11 protein-coding genes are annotated in these 15857 nt (G+C 37.6%); 8 read left to right on the top strand and 3 right to left on the bottom strand.

Going from position 1 to position 15857, the window contains the following annotated elements; translation table 11 throughout:
- Window positions 1-30 precede the first annotated feature (30 nt).
- From Q0874_RS00760 to Q0874_RS00740, 5 genes are all read left to right on the top strand, one after another.
- The gene (locus tag Q0874_RS00760; RefSeq protein WP_299158125.1) at window positions 31-1401 is read left to right on the top strand and encodes a hypothetical protein; all 1371 of its coding nucleotides are present in this window, start codon (window positions 31-33) and stop codon (window positions 1399-1401) included.
- 2 nt (window positions 1402-1403) lie between these two features.
- The gene (lptC, locus tag Q0874_RS00755) at window positions 1404-2009 is read left to right on the top strand and encodes an LPS export ABC transporter periplasmic protein LptC (protein WP_299158123.1); all 606 of its coding nucleotides are present in this window, start codon (window positions 1404-1406) and stop codon (window positions 2007-2009) included.
- Window positions 2006-2209: a hypothetical protein gene (locus Q0874_RS00750; RefSeq protein WP_299158121.1), complete on the top strand. Its 204-nt coding sequence runs from the start codon at window positions 2006-2008 to the stop codon at window positions 2207-2209. Before lptC ends, Q0874_RS00750 begins: the two co-directional genes overlap by 4 nt.
- Before the next feature lie 2 nt (window positions 2210-2211).
- Entirely contained in the window at window positions 2212-3501 is a 1290-nt protein-coding gene (locus Q0874_RS00745; RefSeq protein ID WP_299158119.1) for a hemolysin family protein, read from the top strand.
- 91 nt (window positions 3502-3592) lie between these two features.
- Window positions 3593-5713, top strand: coding sequence for a peptidylprolyl isomerase (locus Q0874_RS00740; RefSeq protein WP_299158117.1), 2121 nt, complete (start codon window positions 3593-3595; stop codon window positions 5711-5713).
- An 88-nt stretch (window positions 5714-5801) separates the two neighbouring features.
- Here Q0874_RS00740 and Q0874_RS00735 read toward each other — a convergent pair whose 3' ends face one another.
- Window positions 5802-6743 (bottom strand): GYDIA family GHMP kinase, encoded by a 942-nt coding sequence (locus Q0874_RS00735; RefSeq protein ID WP_299158115.1) that lies wholly within the window; start codon window positions 6741-6743, stop codon window positions 5802-5804.
- Entirely contained in the window at window positions 6740-8062 is a 1323-nt protein-coding gene (locus Q0874_RS00730; protein ID WP_299158113.1) for a hydroxymethylglutaryl-CoA reductase, degradative, read from the bottom strand. The genes Q0874_RS00735 and Q0874_RS00730 overlap by 4 nt, the downstream gene beginning before the upstream one ends.
- A 165-nt stretch (window positions 8063-8227) precedes the next feature.
- Between Q0874_RS00730 and Q0874_RS00725 the strand changes: the two genes are divergently transcribed.
- Genes Q0874_RS00725 through Q0874_RS00715 form a run of 3 tightly spaced genes read left to right on the top strand, consistent with a single transcriptional unit; the run spans window position 8228 to window position 13782 of the window.
- Entirely contained in the window at window positions 8228-10393 is a 2166-nt protein-coding gene (locus tag Q0874_RS00725; protein ID WP_299158111.1) for a S9 family peptidase, read from the top strand.
- Window positions 10394-10409: 16 nt separating this feature from the next.
- The gene (locus Q0874_RS00720) at window positions 10410-11939 is read left to right on the top strand and encodes a peptide MFS transporter (RefSeq protein ID WP_299158109.1); all 1530 of its coding nucleotides are present in this window, start codon (window positions 10410-10412) and stop codon (window positions 11937-11939) included.
- A 58-nt stretch (window positions 11940-11997) separates the two neighbouring features.
- Window positions 11998-13782: a peptide MFS transporter gene (locus Q0874_RS00715; protein WP_299158107.1), complete on the top strand. Its 1785-nt coding sequence runs from the start codon at window positions 11998-12000 to the stop codon at window positions 13780-13782.
- A 1-nt stretch (window position 13783) separates the two neighbouring features.
- Here the strand turns inward: Q0874_RS00715 and Q0874_RS00710 are convergent, their stop codons facing one another.
- Window positions 13784-15808, bottom strand: a complete 2025-nt coding sequence (locus Q0874_RS00710; protein WP_299158105.1) for a ComEC/Rec2 family competence protein — start codon at window positions 15806-15808, stop codon at window positions 13784-13786.
- Window positions 15809-15857: the final 49 nt, after the last annotated feature.

Below are 15857 nucleotides of genomic sequence, written 5' to 3'. Positions count from 1 at the left end.
GTACATTAACCACTTTAAAATTTATACAACATGAAAAAGGAGTTTTACTGTATGATGATTGGGTTTCTGGCAATAATGGGTACGGCAAATGCACAAGCGCAAAACCCTGAATGTATGACCAATCTTTCTATTTATGCTGAGCATGCAAAAGTAAAAAATTACGATGCTGCTTACACACCATGGAAAATGGTATATGAAACATGTCCGTCGATAAATAAAGCCAATTTTTCGCTGGGTGAAAAAATTCTGGCTTATAAAATAGATAATAGTTCCGGCGCCGAAAAAGATGGTTATATAAATGACTTACTTGCTTTATATGACAATAGTTTGAAAGTTTTTCCGGATAAATTTCCCAAAGCGGTTGTTGCCATAGATAAGGCCTTACTCTTATATGATAATAAAATGGCTTCTGATGAAGAATTATATAATATGCTTCATGTTGCCTTTGAGGAAGACGCTTCAAATTTTAAAAACCCAAAAGCACTTTATCTCTATTTTTCAAGTCTTGTAGATCTTTATAATGGAGGGAAAAAAGATCTTCAGACAGTTTTTGATACCTATGATGACGTTACTGAAAAAATAGAAGAAGAGAACAATAAACTAACAGATGTAATTAGCCAATTGTTACCTAAGGAAGAGGCTGGCACCCTTACTTCTAAAGATCAGAGAAAGTTAAAAGTGGCAACCACTAATTCTGAATCTTACGGTAAGATTGCCGGGAGTGTGGATTCCAAATTAGGTGCCCTGGCAGATTGTGAAAATCTTATTCCTCTTTATCAAAAGAGTTTTGAATCCAAAAAAACCGACGTTACCTGGGTAAAAAGGGCAGTAGGAAGAATGTTTAGCAAAGATTGTACTGATGATCCTATGTTTCAAAAATTATTTGAGGCCCAATTAGCACTGGATCCTTCTGCGGATGCTTATGTTTACGGAGGAACCTTAAAGAAAAAGGCAGGTGATACCAAAGGAGCTATAGCAGATTTTAATAAAGCTCTTGATTTGGAGACAGATTCTAAAAAGAAATCAAATATTGCCTATAAGATAGCAACAAGCTATAGAAGAACCAATAAATCAACTGCAAGAAGTTATGCCCAGAAGGCTATAGATGCAAATCCTGCTAATGGGAGAGCCTACCTTCTTATTGCAAACTTATATGCTACAAGTGCTAATGATTGTGGTAGTACACCATTTGAAAAAAGAGCAATCTATTGGAAAGCGGCAGATATGGCAAGAAGAGCTGGTAGAGTAGATCCTTCATTGAGCAGCAATGCAAATCAATCTGCGGCCAGTTATAGTGCCAAAGCACCCTCAAAAACAGATATCTTTAATTCTGGAATGGCTGGTAAAACCATCAGCTTTAGTTGTTGGGTGGGAGGCAGCGTAACGGTGCCTAATCTATAACAATGGATAATTCTTACGGAAATAAAATTAACAACATTGCCATGGTATTTTCTGTGGCAATGTTGTTTTTTGGCTGTAAGGATAATTACAAAAGGGTTGGAGAAGAAGCACAACAAACCATCTATCCCCAGGGGGTTGCTCAGAATTTTGTGCTTACTTATACAGAAACTCCTGAAAAATTGGGAAGCGAAGATACCAAAGATTCCAAGATCATAGCCATTTTAAAAAGTCCGCTGAGTGAAGATTATGACAATATGAGATTTAAGTTTAGGACTTTTCCGGATGGATTAGAGGTGGATTTGTTTGATGCTGAAAATAACAAAAGTACAATTAAGGCCGACTACGGGATTATTTATTCCAACACTAATTTAATAGACTTGCAGGGTAACGTAGTAATCGAATCTCATGATGGAAAAAAGCTTGAAGCTCCTCAGCTTTTTTATGATCAGTCAAATGAGTGGATTTTTACGCAGCGTAAATTTAAATTTACCAATCCCGAAGATGGGACAATTATGGATGGTGAGGGAATGGATTTCAATAAAGACTTTAGTTTCTTCAATGCCCATAAGACTTATGGATTAATCACAATTAAGGAAGATAAAACATGATTAAAATACTAAGATATACGGAATACTTGTACCTGGTTGTCGCAATAATATCTGTATATAAGACAATTGAACTTTGGAATATAAACAGAGAAGGTACTTACATCTTTATTTTCTTTGCACTCGTCTCTATAGGAATGTTTATTTTTAGGCGTAATTACAGAAAACGTTTCGAAAAGCGAAAACGGGATAATCAGCAATAGCCTTGGACTCTAGCATACTTATTATTTGTATTTGTTTGTTGTTATCTGCATTCTTTTCCGGAATGGAGATTGCTTTTATCTCTGCGAATAAGATTCATATAGAAATTGAAAAGAAACAGGAAGGTCTGTTGGCACAGATACTTACTCGGTTAACAAAAAAGCCTTCTAAGTTTATTGCTACCATGCTCATAGGCAATAATATTGCTTTAGTGGTTTATGGGTTGTATATGGGGGAGTTATTGATGAATTGGTTCCAAACCAAATTGGCATCAGGGAATAGCTTTGTTCAACTTTTGTTTACAGATTTTAGCCTCCTGACCCAGACGTTAATTTCCACCATAATAATTTTGCTTACGGCAGAATTTTTACCCAAAGTGCTTTTTCAGATCTATGCGAACAAACTACTTAAATTTTTTGCGGCTCCGGCATATATTTTCTATTTGTTATTCTCTTTTGTTTCCGATTTTGTCATTAAAGTTTCCGATATTCTTCTCAAAACCTTTTTCAAGACAGACGGGGATGAAGTGCAACTGGCATTTAGTAAGATTGAATTAGGAGACTATATCACAGAACAAATGGAGACAGTGAAGGAAGAGGATGAAGTGGATTCTGAGATTCAGATCTTTCAGAACGCACTTGAGTTTTCTGCGGTAAAGGCAAGGGAAGTTATGGTTCCCAGGACTGAGATTATAGCAGTAGAATTGCATGAAACTCCAAAAAACCTGGCTAAACTTTTTACCGAAACCGGCTTGTCAAAAATATTAGTCTTTAAAGACACTATAGATAACATTATTGGGTACATCCATTCTTATGAGTTATTTAAGAAGCCTAAAACAATAAAAAGTATACTTCTGCCGGTAGAGTTTGTGCCGGAGACCATGTTAATTCAGGACATCCTAAATGTGCTGACAAAAAAGCGAAAAAGCATTGCTGTGGTCCTGGATGAGTATGGTGGTACGTCAGGAATAATGACCGTTGAGGATATTGTTGAAGAACTTTTTGGCGAAATAGAAGATGAACATGATTCTACTGATTTACTGGAAGAGCAACTAAACAGTAATACCTATAAATTTTCCGCCAGGTTGGAGGTAGATTACCTTAATGAACAATACAAGCTGGAGCTTCCTGAAAGCGAGGAATACGAAACACTTGGCGGTCTGATAGTGAATGAAACAGGTGAGATCCCGGACCAGAATGCAGAAATAAAGGTTGAACATTTTTTGTTTACCATCCTGGAAGTTTCCAGCACAAAAATAGATTTGGTGTCACTTCAAGTCCTGGAAAAGGATTAGCCCTATAAATATAAGCCAGATAGAAAGCTTTAAGTTTTTATTTCTTAATGTAAAATACTAATTTCGCCAACTGATTTTAAACAAATAAAAAATGGCAATTCTAGAGAATATTAGAAAACGAACAACAATTTTAATCCTTATCATTGGGATGGCCTTATTTGCGTTCGTAATATCTGGAATTTTTACCAGTAATGATTTTTCTGGTGGAAAAGTTGGGTCTTCTGTAGGTGAAATTAATGGGGACGAAATTTCTATTGATGACTTTAGACGAAAAATTGAGAGGGCATCAAGAAGGTCCGGGCCAACAACCTCATCTATGCAATTAGTAAATTCTGTCTGGAACCAGGTAGAACGAAACACTATTTTGGGGCAACAGATAGAAGACCTGGGTATTTCTATAGAGCAGGACCAGATAATAAATGTTATTAAATCCAGCCCCGGGATAGCTCAGAATCCACAATTTTCAGATGAGAATGGAGTATTTGATGAAACAAAATTTCGGGATTTTATTGCCGAATTAAAAATCAATGCCCCTGCCCAATATAACGATTGGTTGCAGGACGAAGAAGCTATTATTCAGGGCGCAAAGGAACAAACGTATTTTAATTTAATAAGAGCAGGAGTTGGTGCCACTTTGAAAGAAGGGGAATTGGATTATAAATTAACTACAGATAAAGTAGATATCAGATATGTAAGAGTTCCTTATACGTCCATTCCTGATAGTACTTTTATTATTACTAAAAAAGAAATTTCGGACTACATCAATGCACATAAGGAAGAATATAAGCAACAAAGGTCCAGAGATATTCAATTTGTTTATTTTGAAGATAAAGCTTCTCTTGAAGATGAGGCTGCCATAAAAGATCAAATAACAAAACTTCTTGATGACACCGTAGAATATTTTGAAGAACGCGATGAAACAGATACCATTCCGGGATTTAGAAATACAAAAGACAACGCTGCTTTTCTTGATAGAAATTCAGATAGCAAATTCGATACTATTTATAAGTCGAAAAATGAACTCCCAATAAAATTTGCAGATACACTAATGGCCTTAAATATTGGTGAGTTATTTGGACCTTACCAGGATGGTGATAGTTTTAAAATCACCAAAATGGTTGGCAAAAAGCCGAATGGATCTGTAAAGGCCAGTCATATACTGATTACGTGGGAAGGAGCCGAAAGAGCAAACCCTGAAATCAAGAGAACCAAAGAAGAAGCCGAGGCTAAAGCAAAAGATTTACTAAAACAAGCTAAAGCCGAAGGAGCCGTTTTTGCCCAACTGGCTAGAGATAATTCCGACGGGCCTTCTGCTCCAAGGGGTGGCGACTTGGGTTATTTTCAGGAAGGTGTAATGACACCTAAGTTCAATGATTTTGCGTTTGGAAATGTGGAAGGCCATATTGGACTTGTTGAAACAGAATTTGGGTATCATATTGTACGGGTGGATGATAAGGAAGATCTTGTTCAGCTGGCAACTCTAAGCAGGGCAATTGAGGCTTCTGACGAAACATTAAATAAATTATTTACTGATGCGACTAAATTTGAAATGTCGGCAACGTCTTCAGAAAAGTCTTTTTCTGATGTAGCAAAAGAAAATGAATACTTAGTAAGACCTGTTAATAAAATAAATGCATTAGACGAAAACCTTCCGGGACTCTCTAACCAAAGATCTATTGTTCAATGGGCATTTAATGACGAAACTGAAATAGGTGATATTAAGAGGTTTGGAATTGGCAACGGGTATGCAGTTGTCCAGCTAACGGCGAAGTATGAAGAAGGTTTAATGTCTGTTGAAGATGCTTCCGCCAATGTGCTTCCAAAAATTCGTAAAGGGAAAAAAGCTTCAAGGATTATTTCTCAAAACCAGGGGAAATCTTTGGACGATTTTGCGTCTGCCAACAATACTAATATATCTACAGCCTCCGCCTTAACGGTTAAGACTCCTACAATACCAGGCGCCGGCAGAGAACCTTTGGTTGTGGGCACTGCATTCGCTTTAGCTGAGGGGAGTGTTTCAGATCTTATTGAAGGCGAAACCGGAGTTTTTAAAATTGAAGTATCCAAAAAAGAAGAGGGTCCTAAGCTGGAAAACTATACCACATTTGCCAATTCTTTGCAGGCTTCAAACGGAACCCGGGTAAATATAAGTGTATTCAATGCCTTAAAGGAAAATTCAGAGATTACAGATAACAGAGCAACTTTCTATTAAGAACTATATCGTTTATCGCCAAGAACTTTTTAGAAAAGAAACCCAATTAAATCATATTAAAAAAAGCTTCTCATATGAGAAGCTTTTTTTATAATATCATTTCCGCAAACGGAATTATAGTCTTATAGCCCTTGTTAATAAAGTATTCAGGAGTTTTAGTATCTCCTATGGCAAGTACAAAATCTCCGCCCCATGCCCCTAAACTTTTTAGAGACCCTTCAAAGTCGGGAAATAGTTTTTCCTTTACAGGTGTCAGATTAAGAGTATCTGCCATAAGCAATTCATGAGTGTTCATTAATTCTTTAAACCTGGTTATTTCGGTACAACGAATACATTCTTCTGTTAGTTCTGAAATTTTAAGTATTAAAGATTCTTTATCAAATTCCTGTTCTTTATATCTGGTAATCCCTTCTCTGCTGTTTTGCTTTCTGTTGAGATGTACAAAGAACAAAGCGTCTTTGAATGGAGGGTTGAAATCAATTTCTTTTATAAATTGTCCCTTGTTTTTTATTTGATAAATTATTGGATGATTATGTTGTGCACAGGCAATATCGTATCCGCTTCCATTAAATGTTTTGGATAAAAGAACAAAAGGATCAACGTTTGCCCATTGCGCAACATTATTAATTAGGGTTGAGGAAGATCCAAGTCCCCAATCCCTTGGAAAGCTGAGGTTTGTATGTATTTCATATCCCTTTTTTCCATTTAAAAAATTCGGATTCAGTTTTTTTGCCTCCAGTAGAATTTTCAACAGCATTTTGGAGACCTTATCTGTAGATGCCACATGGTTTTCCTGTTCATTTGCAATTTCTATATCCGTAGTCCTAAAAAGTTCCAATTGCAGAGAGGTGTGAAACCAGATTTCGCTTTTTTCATCCAGGCTTGTCCATAAAAGTCTCGGAGAATCCAATTCTTTAACCGTTAAATCTTGCCCGTATCTAGTAGGCAGGGCAAAGGACAGGGCACCGTCAAGAACTGCGTACTCGCCGGTAAGCAGCAACTTTCCATTGCTATAGTACCTTTGAGTCATAGATTGTTCCGTAAATTTTGAAGCGCTTCAACAACGGCATTATGAGTGGCTGCATTCTTTTTAAAATAGGCGATCAGAGTCTTCTTTTCATCATCTGATGCACTCATTTGATTAAGAATATTTAGCAAATGCATTTTCATATGGCCCTCCTGAATACCTGTCGTGACTAATGATCTGACGGCGGCAAAATTCTGAGCCAATCCGGCCACTGCAACAATTTGCATCAATTCACGGGCTGATGGTTTCTGTAATATTTCCAGAGCGAGATTTACTAAGGGATGCAATCTGGTAAGCCCGCCAACGGTTCCTAAGGCCAGAGGCACCTCTATCCAAAATTTAAAAATGCCATCCTCCAAAGAGGCATGCGTAAGACTTCTGTAAGATCCATCTTTTGCCGCATAAGCATGTATTCCGGCTTCTACTGCCCTGAAATCGTTACCGGTAGCCAGAACAACAGCATCTATTCCGTTCATTATGCCTTTATTATGGGTAACCGCTCTGTAGGGTTCAACGTTGGCAATATTAACTGCCCTCACCATTTTTTCTGCGAATTCTTTTGGGGAAACAGATTGTTCCACCTCTAAATCATCAATAGGGCAACTTACCTCCGCCCGTACACGGCATTCCGGCACATAGTTAGAGAGAATACTCATTACCACTTCTATTTGCCGTTCATCTTTGTTAAACAACTTATAAGTCCAGGCTTCTCTTTTCAGGGTGGTAGCCAATTGCTCCAAACAGGAGTTGATAAAATTCGCACCCATAGCATCAAGGGTTTCAAATTTACAATGCAACTGATAGTAGTTATCAAGTTTATGCGTCTGATCCCTAAGTTCTATTGATGTTATTCCGCCCCCGCGTTTTTCCATATTTCGGGTAATGGACTTAGTATCATTAATTAAAATTGGTTTTATTTTTTCAATAAATTCTTGCAATTTCTCTGAAGAACCTTTGAAGATAAAATGTACCTGTCCTATCTTTTCGGTTCCTAATACGCTAGTCTTAAATCCGCCCTTATCCAGCCAGAATTTGGCAGCTTTACTGGCGGCTGCAACAACAGAACTTTCTTCAATAGCCATTGGAATGGCATATAATTTATCATTAATAAGAAAATTAGGAGCAATTCCGAAAGGCAGGTAATAGTTACTGATCGTATTCTCTATGAATTCGTCATGAAGTTTTTGTAACCCATTATCTGTATTCCAGTATTTTTTAAGTATTTGTATTGTGGCCTCCGAATTATCAGTATAATTATCGGCAATCCAATTGATTTTTTCTTCTTTGGAAAGTTTGGAAAAACCCTGGATCGGTGTTGTCATAAGCTGTGGTTCTATAAGGGCAAAGATAGTGATTACACAATTATGCTATGGAGTTTCTTCATTCGGGGTATCAGGGTATAAAGTTGGAATATTTTAAGATTAAAGTTATTTTTTTCGCAAAAATATTAGTAAACTTGGTAGTTTATAATCAATTTTCTAGATTTTATGAATAAATCTTTCGTTCTTATATTTCTTACCTTTTGCTTTTTAAATTACGCACCTGCTCAACAAAAAAAGATTTCTCTGGAAGAGCTTTGGTCCGGAGCCTATGTTACCGAAGGCATGGAAGGCATTTATCCTTTAAAAAATGGCAAACACTACACAGTTCTAAATACGGATAAAACCAAAGGAATTGTCAGCATTGATAAATACGATTATAATACATTAGAGAAGTTGGAAACTGTGGTCTCTTCGCAGGATTTAACTTCAAAAGCGGCATTTAGTTCATATGCATTTAGCACAGACGAATCAAAAATATTATTGGCCACAGAAGAGACTCCTATCTACAGGCGTTCTAAATTGGGGATCTATTATATATATGATGTAGTCACTAAAAGGATAACTCAAATAGCAGATACATGGATTCAGGAACCCACTTTTTCGCCAGATGGAAAAAGGGTGGCTTTTGCTAACAATAATAATATCTATCTTTTTAATATAGCCGATGGAACAATATCAAAAATAACCTCAGACGGGGCGAAGAATAAGATTATTAATGGGATTGCAGATTGGGTATACGAAGAGGAATTTAAAATTGTAAGGGCTTTTGAATGGAACTCAGACGGGACAAAAATTGCTTTTTTAAGATTTGATGAAACTGCTGTTCCTGAATTTGCAATGGATGTTTATGGAACAGACTTATATCCTTTTCAATATATCTTCAAATATCCCAAAGCCGGGGAAAATAATTCTGTAGTGACATTGCATAACTATGATATTGAATCAGGGGAAATTTCAGAAATTTCACTCCCGGAAGCCTATTACATTCCCAGGATAACACGGATGAATAATCCGAATTATTTAAGTGTCCAAACATTAAACAGGCACCAAAATAATTTAAATTTATATGCCGTTGACATGGAAAATAACTCAGTATCTCTTTTACTTGAGGAAAAAGACGAAGCTTATGTAGATATTACAGATAACCTTACTTTTCTGGCCGATGATAGCTTTATCTGGACCAGTGAAAAGGATGGATATAATCATATTTACCTGCATGCCAAAAGCGGGGATTTAATGAATCAGATTACCAAGGGAGATTGGGAAGTGACCAATTATTATGGATATGATCAAAAAAAGGATAGAGTCTATTTCCAGTCCACGGAAAACGGATCAATAAACAGGGATATCTATCGTATTGAAAGTAGTGGTAAGAATAAGAAGCGACTTTCATCCAAAGAAGGAACCAATTCTGCTAAGTTTAGTGCAGATTTTACGTATTTCATAAATGAGTTTTCTAATTCAACTATACCTCCTGAATTTTCTCTGCATAAGGCGACATCGGGAGAAAAATTAAAAGACATTTTGGACAATAATACCCTATTGAGCAAACTGGGACAATATGAGTTAAGCCCTAAGGAATTTTCTACATTGTCTGTCAATGGTAACGAATTGAATATGTGGATGGTGAAACCAAAAGACTTTGACCCGTCCAAAAAATATCCCTTACTAATGTTTCAGTACAGCGGGCCGGGTTCTCAACAAGTAGCCAATAGATGGATGGGCGCAGATGACTATTGGCATCAGATTCTGGCTTCCCAGGAGTATATTGTTGCTTGTGTGGATGGCCGGGGCACTGGTTTTAGGGGGCGTGACTTTAAGAAGGTGACTTATTTGAATTTGGTAAAATATGAAACTGAGGATCAAATTGCTGCAGCTAAAAAACTAAGTGAATACCCTTTTATAGATCCGGATAGAACAGGGATATGGGGTTGGAGTTTTGGAGGACATATGTCTACAAACTGCCTCTTAAAGGGCAGCGATACTTTTGAAATGGCGATTGCCGTTGCACCGGTCACTAGTTGGCGTTTTTATGACACTGTATATACAGAACGATTCATGAGAACCCCAGCTGAGAATCCCGGAGGTTACGATGAGAATTCACCTTTTAATTATCCGCAACTCTTAAAGGGAGATTATTTGTTGGTGCACGGTTCCGGTGATGATAATGTGCATGTGCAAAACAGTATGCGAATGATAGAAGCCCTGGTTCAGGCCAACAAACAGTTTGACTGGGCAATTTATCCCGACAAAGACCATGGTATTAACGGGGGTAATACCAGACTGCATTTATATACCAAAATGACCACTTTTATACAGAAAAATTTATAACAAACCAAAACACACCATGGCTACATCAACAAAACCAGTACACCAGAAAGAACTCTTTGGACACCCTGCCGGGCTCTATATTCTGTTTATGACTGAAATGTGGGAGCGTTTCTCTTACTATGGAATGCGAGGTATTCTGGTATTGTATCTGACAGCACAAACAAGGGGTGATAACCCCGGGTTAGGCTGGTTAGATGGAGAGGCTTTGTCCTTATACGGATGGTATACAATGCTGGTCTATGTGGCTTCTATCCCAGGGGGTATTATAGCAGATAAGATAATAGGCCAAAAAAGAGCTGTTATGATAGGTGGCTTTTTATTGGTGGCCGGTCATGGTATTTTATCAATAGAACTTATGTGGGCCTTTTATACCGGCTTAGGACTTATCATTGCCGGGGTAGGTATGCTGAAACCTAATATTTCTACACTGGTCGGAGGGTTATATAAACAAGGTGATGAACGAAGGGATAAAGGATTTTCCATTTTTTACATTGGGATCAATACTGGAGCCGCCTTGGCCGCCTTGGTAGTGGCCTGGGTAGCCGATGTGTGGGGTTGGCATGCAGGATTTGGATTGGCCGCTATTGGCATGGTCCTGGGGCAAGTGATTTATCTGTCCGGACAAAAATACCTTGTAACCGTAGGGAACAAACCCAAGGAAAAAGAGGAGAATAGTGATGACGTATCCATAAAGGATATTTTTATACAGCAATTCAGTACTCGTATCCCGTTAATAATCACCTTATTCCTAGCATTGGCTTCCAGTGTGGTGGCTTGGTATTTTATTCAGGACCAAAAACTATCGTATATAATTTTCTTTATTTTCTTGTCCGTTGTAGTGGGAATGATGGTCACTATATATCAGGACCTTCATTCTCAAATTGAAAAGGACCGCTATCTGGTACTTCTTCTATCCTTTATTATTGTGATTGTCTTTTGGGGAGCCTTCGAACAGGCAGGTGGCCTTATGAATTTGTATGCAGAGAACAGGACAGACCGATTCTTATTTGGTTATGAAATTCCTGCAGCCGCTTTTCAGTTTTTCAACCCATTCTATATAATAATATTTGCTGTGCCTGTAGCCAATTTCTGGATGTGGTGGAAGCATAGGGGGAGAGAAGCTTCCTCCCTTTTTAAAATGGCTAACGGAGTTATCATAATGGGCTTAGGATTTGTTTTTATGGTATTTGCTTCCATGCAGTATGAAACTCTGGGTAAATCGGCTCTGTATTGGTTAGCCTTAGCATATCTTTTCCACACTATAGGCGAATTGTGTGCCTCTCCGGTTGCACTTTCTTTTATAACGAAACTGGCTCCGGTACGCTATGGTGCCCTCATGATGGGTGTTTATTTTGCTGCTACCGGATTGGGAAATAAGGTGGCCGGATTAATTGGGGAATCGGCTTCAGAAGCTGGTGAGCTCAATATCTTTGCCGGGATTACTATTTTTTGTGTCATCTTTGGCCTGCTCGTGATCACTATTCTGAAACCCTTAAAAAGGCTGACGCACGGGGCTGAAGAGGATGAACACGCCATGACACATTAAGGCTCTGTTTTTTGGAGGGATGAATCATATATAAAGTTAACAAACCAAACTAAAACTAATGAATACCGATATCGAGAATCTGTTTAAGGATAAGGTCTTAGGCCACCCTGCAGGCTTAATAGTATTATTTTTTACAGAAATGTGGGAGCGCTTTTCGTTTTATGGAATGCGTATTCTTTTGATACTCTTCCTTACTGCCCCATTTGCCAGTGATAATCCAGGGTGGGATTGGCCAAGAGAACATGCCCTGGCACTTATAGGCACTTATGCTTCTCTACTTTATTTAACCCCTATTATAGGAGGTTATGTAGCTGATAAGATTACAGGATATCGCATGGCTGTTGTAATAGGCTGTGCTATTATGACTTTGGGTCATGCTTTTATGGCATTAGAGACTACCACGACCTTCTATCTGGGTCTGGCCTTTTTGGTTATAGGAACCGGGTTTTTTAAACCTAATATCACTTCCATTATTTCAGAAATGTATAAAGGCAAAGAATCCAAAAAAGATGGTGCATACACTATATTTTATATGGGGGTTAATGCGGGCGCATTTTTCGGAATGATGCTATGTGGGTATCTGGCTGAGAATTTTGGTTGGTCCTGGGGCTTTGGACTTGCAGGTATTTTTATGTTTTTTGGAATGATGCAATTTTTATTGGCTAAAAAATTATTTGGGAGTATAGGAGGCAAACCAGGCAAAGTCCATGAGGTAGAACTGCCTCAAAACATTAATGAAGAGTCTCCGGAAATAATTGAAGAAGAAAAGGCCGTGGAAAAATTAAATCCGTTTATGCCTTTTGATTATGTACTTATTGCCCTTTCTGCTATCGGTGGATTGCTTTACCTCTTTAATGACCCCATTGAAAAGATAAGTGGAGAAAATTTATTGCCTTTTGAGGTCCTTGGTTTATCAGGTTCAAATTTTGTAGTACTCTTTGCACTAGTTTTGTTTCTTATTCTTCTTGTTTCAAGGATTTCAAGATATATTCCTTTGGTGAGAGACAGGATTATTGCAGTTGTTTTCTTTGGGATATTTACTGTAATTTTCTTTGCGGCCTTTGAACAGGCCTTAGGTTCTATGACACTCTTTGCAAGAGATTACACCAATAGAAATTTAGTAGGATCTTCAGCAATGATCTTTAAAGTGGTGGATGCCCTACTTACGACTGTTCCTCTCATGATTATAACATGGGTTTTATATCTGTTATTTAGAAAAACATATTCCAGGATTGGCTTATCAAATATTGTTTTGGGATTGGCATTTGTTGGCATTTGGGGTTTGGTTATTTATAGATTAATTGACAAATTTTCACAGGAGGGAAATCAGATAGACGCATCCTGGTTTGGAATTCTAAATTCCTTTTTTATAATCACACTGGCCCCTTTCTTTTCAAGATGGTGGGAAAGCAAATACAATCCGAGTGCTGCCATGAAATACGGTCTGGGATTAATACTTTTAGGTCTTGGATTTGCCATTTTGTCTTATGGTTCAGCTGGAGTTTTGCAAGGGTCAAAAACGGCTTCTGTAAGTATGATTTTTCTTATTTTGGCCTATTTGCTTCACACGATGGGAGAGTTGTGCCTTTCACCTGTGGGCTTGTCTTATCTGAGTAAATTGGTACCTGCCAGGATGATCGGTTTTATGTTTGGTATTTGGTATCTGGCCATTGCCATAGGTCAAAAAGCGGCTGGAACTATGGGGGGAATGATAGATAAAATTTCAGAACAATATTCTTTAAGTACCTTCTTTTTAATGTTTACCCTGGTGCCTATTGCTTTTGGTATCATTTCTATAGTACTAAACCCCGTTTTAAAAAGACTTATGCATGGAGTACGCTGATTTATTTTATTTCTAGTATATATGCCCCTTTTTCACCGGTATAATAGAATGGCAACTTCCTGTCTGAACACGATTTTTTCCACCTTTGGATATCACTCCTATAATTGCTTCCATCTGCTATGATACTTGCAGGTTTTATGGAGTCCAGGAAGCGGTTAAGGTTTATTTTAGGCGAATTTCCAAGGATTACATAGTCGGTTTTCAGGAATTTTTGGGAGATAATCTCAGCCTTATTCAAGATGAACAGACTTTGACCCTTAAAGTGATAGCTGTTCTGTAGCGTTTTGTAGTTAACTTTTTTGATGTTTTCTTCTACCACAAGATCTTTCACCAGTTTTATCACGGCAACAGAATCTAAGCAATTTACATCTAAGTAATTACCTTTCTTATATAGAAGAGCCGAGGTTCCGGTTTTATGCAAAACCATAATTTTTTGTTCCCTTCCTTTTTTTACTGTAGAAGAAATAAGCCTTAGCTGTAAGCCTATAATACATAGTGCTGCTGCCAGAATGTTTTTAAATTTCTTCTCGGTGAGACTGTATACCAAAGTAAAAATTAGCAAATAGCTCAATACAAGTTGTGAAGCATCAAAAGGGATATCCCTGAAAATAAAGGATTCTTGTTGGGCTACCCATTCAATAACATTATTCATAAGGTATATAAGCTTATTGTATATTACGGATAAACTATTTGGAAGGATACCTGCAAGCATAAGGGCTATGATCAGAAAACCTAATCCTAGAATTAAACCTAAGAATGGTACAATGAGGAGATTTGAAATAAAAAATAATCCGGGGAACTGGTGAAAATAGAAAAGGCTAATGGGTAGTACCCCAATTTGAGCGGCTAAGGAAATTGATAGTAATTGCCAGCATTTTTTAAGGATCATATTTTCCGGATTCCAGAGGTGTTGTAATTTAGAAAACAGCCAAAAAATTGAAAATACTGCCGCATAGCTCAATTGAAACCCCACTTGAAACAGTAACATTGGATCATAGGTCAATAGAATAAAAAACATGGATAATGCCAGAATATTAAATGTACTGGTTGGCCTGTTCAGGTACATGGCATAGGCGACAAAAGAAAACATACTAACCGCTCTTATTACAGAAGGTGATAAACCAGCCAGAAAGGCATATCCCCAGAGAAGAATCACCGTAAGTAGCAAGGCGATAATCTTTCCCCTGGGTAATCGTTCCAGAGGTTTTAGCAGAAATTGACATAACAATAATACTATTCCAATATGTAATCCCGAAACGGCCAGAATATGCACCGCACCTGCATTCTTATAATGCTTGTATGTTTCTTCACTAATATCATTGCGTTGTCCCAGAAGCAGGGCCTGGATAATTCCAAGCTCATCTGTTCCAAAATTGGACTTGACTAAACCCGATATAATTTTGTGTCTTACGGCCGCAGTGAGACCCAATAAAGTTATAGTAGCGTTCTTTTTAATAAAATAGTCCCGACTGTTTAATTTAAGTTGATGGAGAACGCCCAATTTTTTAAGATAGTCTGCATAATTAAATCCATATGGATTAAGGGGCAAACTAATTTCTTCAAGCAGATTCAGGGTATAAATTTCGTTATCTACTTTGAATATCTGATTAAGGGTGTCTTTTTTAGTAATAATGAGAATCCTTCCATTTGCTGATATCCCATCAATCTCAATTACATCAGCCATAAAGCGTTCATTATAGCTGTTGGGCTTAAGGATTTCATGGATTTTAAGATGTAGATATTGTTCGGTTGGCAGCTTAAAGTTGGTGTAATGTTTTGAATTGTTAACAGGTAAAGTCAGGGCCACGGACATCATGCCTATACATATTGTGCACAATAGGGAAAGGAAACCAAAGGGCAGATTATCCAGTCTTTTTTTCCGCGTCCAAGATATACCCAGTAAGACTATGAACCCACTGGTAAGTCCTGTCGATAGCAAAAGGGAAATATTGTTATAATACCCTATAAGTATTCCGAAAATCAAAAACAGAGTTAGCTTTACCGGAATAAAATCCAATAGCTTCATGGAATTTATCAGGTTAATTCTACAGGCTATAAATGTAGTATTGGGGACT

The sequence above is a fragment of the uncultured Eudoraea sp. genome (assembly GCF_947490415.1).
Classification (GTDB): Bacteria; Bacteroidota; Bacteroidia; order Flavobacteriales; family Flavobacteriaceae; genus Eudoraea.
The sequence above is the reverse complement of the archived record's forward strand: the minus strand, read 5'-3'. Positions and strand labels throughout refer to the sequence as shown.

Excerpts from the sequence above, each read along its gene's own strand:
- Q0874_RS00760 (WP_299158125.1), top strand. The coding sequence starts at position 31 with ATGAAAAAGGAGTTTTACTGTATGATGATTGGGTTTCTGGCAATAATG.
- lptC (WP_299158123.1), top strand. The coding sequence starts at position 1,404 with ATGGATAATTCTTACGGAAATAAAATTAACAACATTGCCATGGTATTT.
- Q0874_RS00750 (WP_299158121.1), top strand. The coding sequence starts at position 2,006 with ATGATTAAAATACTAAGATATACGGAATACTTGTACCTGGTTGTCGCA.
- Q0874_RS00740 (WP_299158117.1), top strand. The coding sequence starts at position 3,593 with ATGGCAATTCTAGAGAATATTAGAAAACGAACAACAATTTTAATCCTT.
- Q0874_RS00735 (WP_299158115.1), bottom strand. The coding sequence starts at position 6,743 with ATGACTCAAAGGTACTATAGCAATGGAAAGTTGCTGCTTACCGGCGAG.
- Q0874_RS00730 (WP_299158113.1), bottom strand. The coding sequence starts at position 8,062 with ATGACAACACCGATCCAGGGTTTTTCCAAACTTTCCAAAGAAGAAAAA.
- Q0874_RS00725 (WP_299158111.1), top strand. The coding sequence starts at position 8,228 with ATGAATAAATCTTTCGTTCTTATATTTCTTACCTTTTGCTTTTTAAAT.
- Q0874_RS00720 (WP_299158109.1), top strand. The coding sequence starts at position 10,410 with ATGGCTACATCAACAAAACCAGTACACCAGAAAGAACTCTTTGGACAC.
- Q0874_RS00715 (WP_299158107.1), top strand. The coding sequence starts at position 11,998 with ATGAATACCGATATCGAGAATCTGTTTAAGGATAAGGTCTTAGGCCAC.
- Q0874_RS00710 (WP_299158105.1), bottom strand. The coding sequence starts at position 15,808 with ATGAAGCTATTGGATTTTATTCCGGTAAAGCTAACTCTGTTTTTGATT.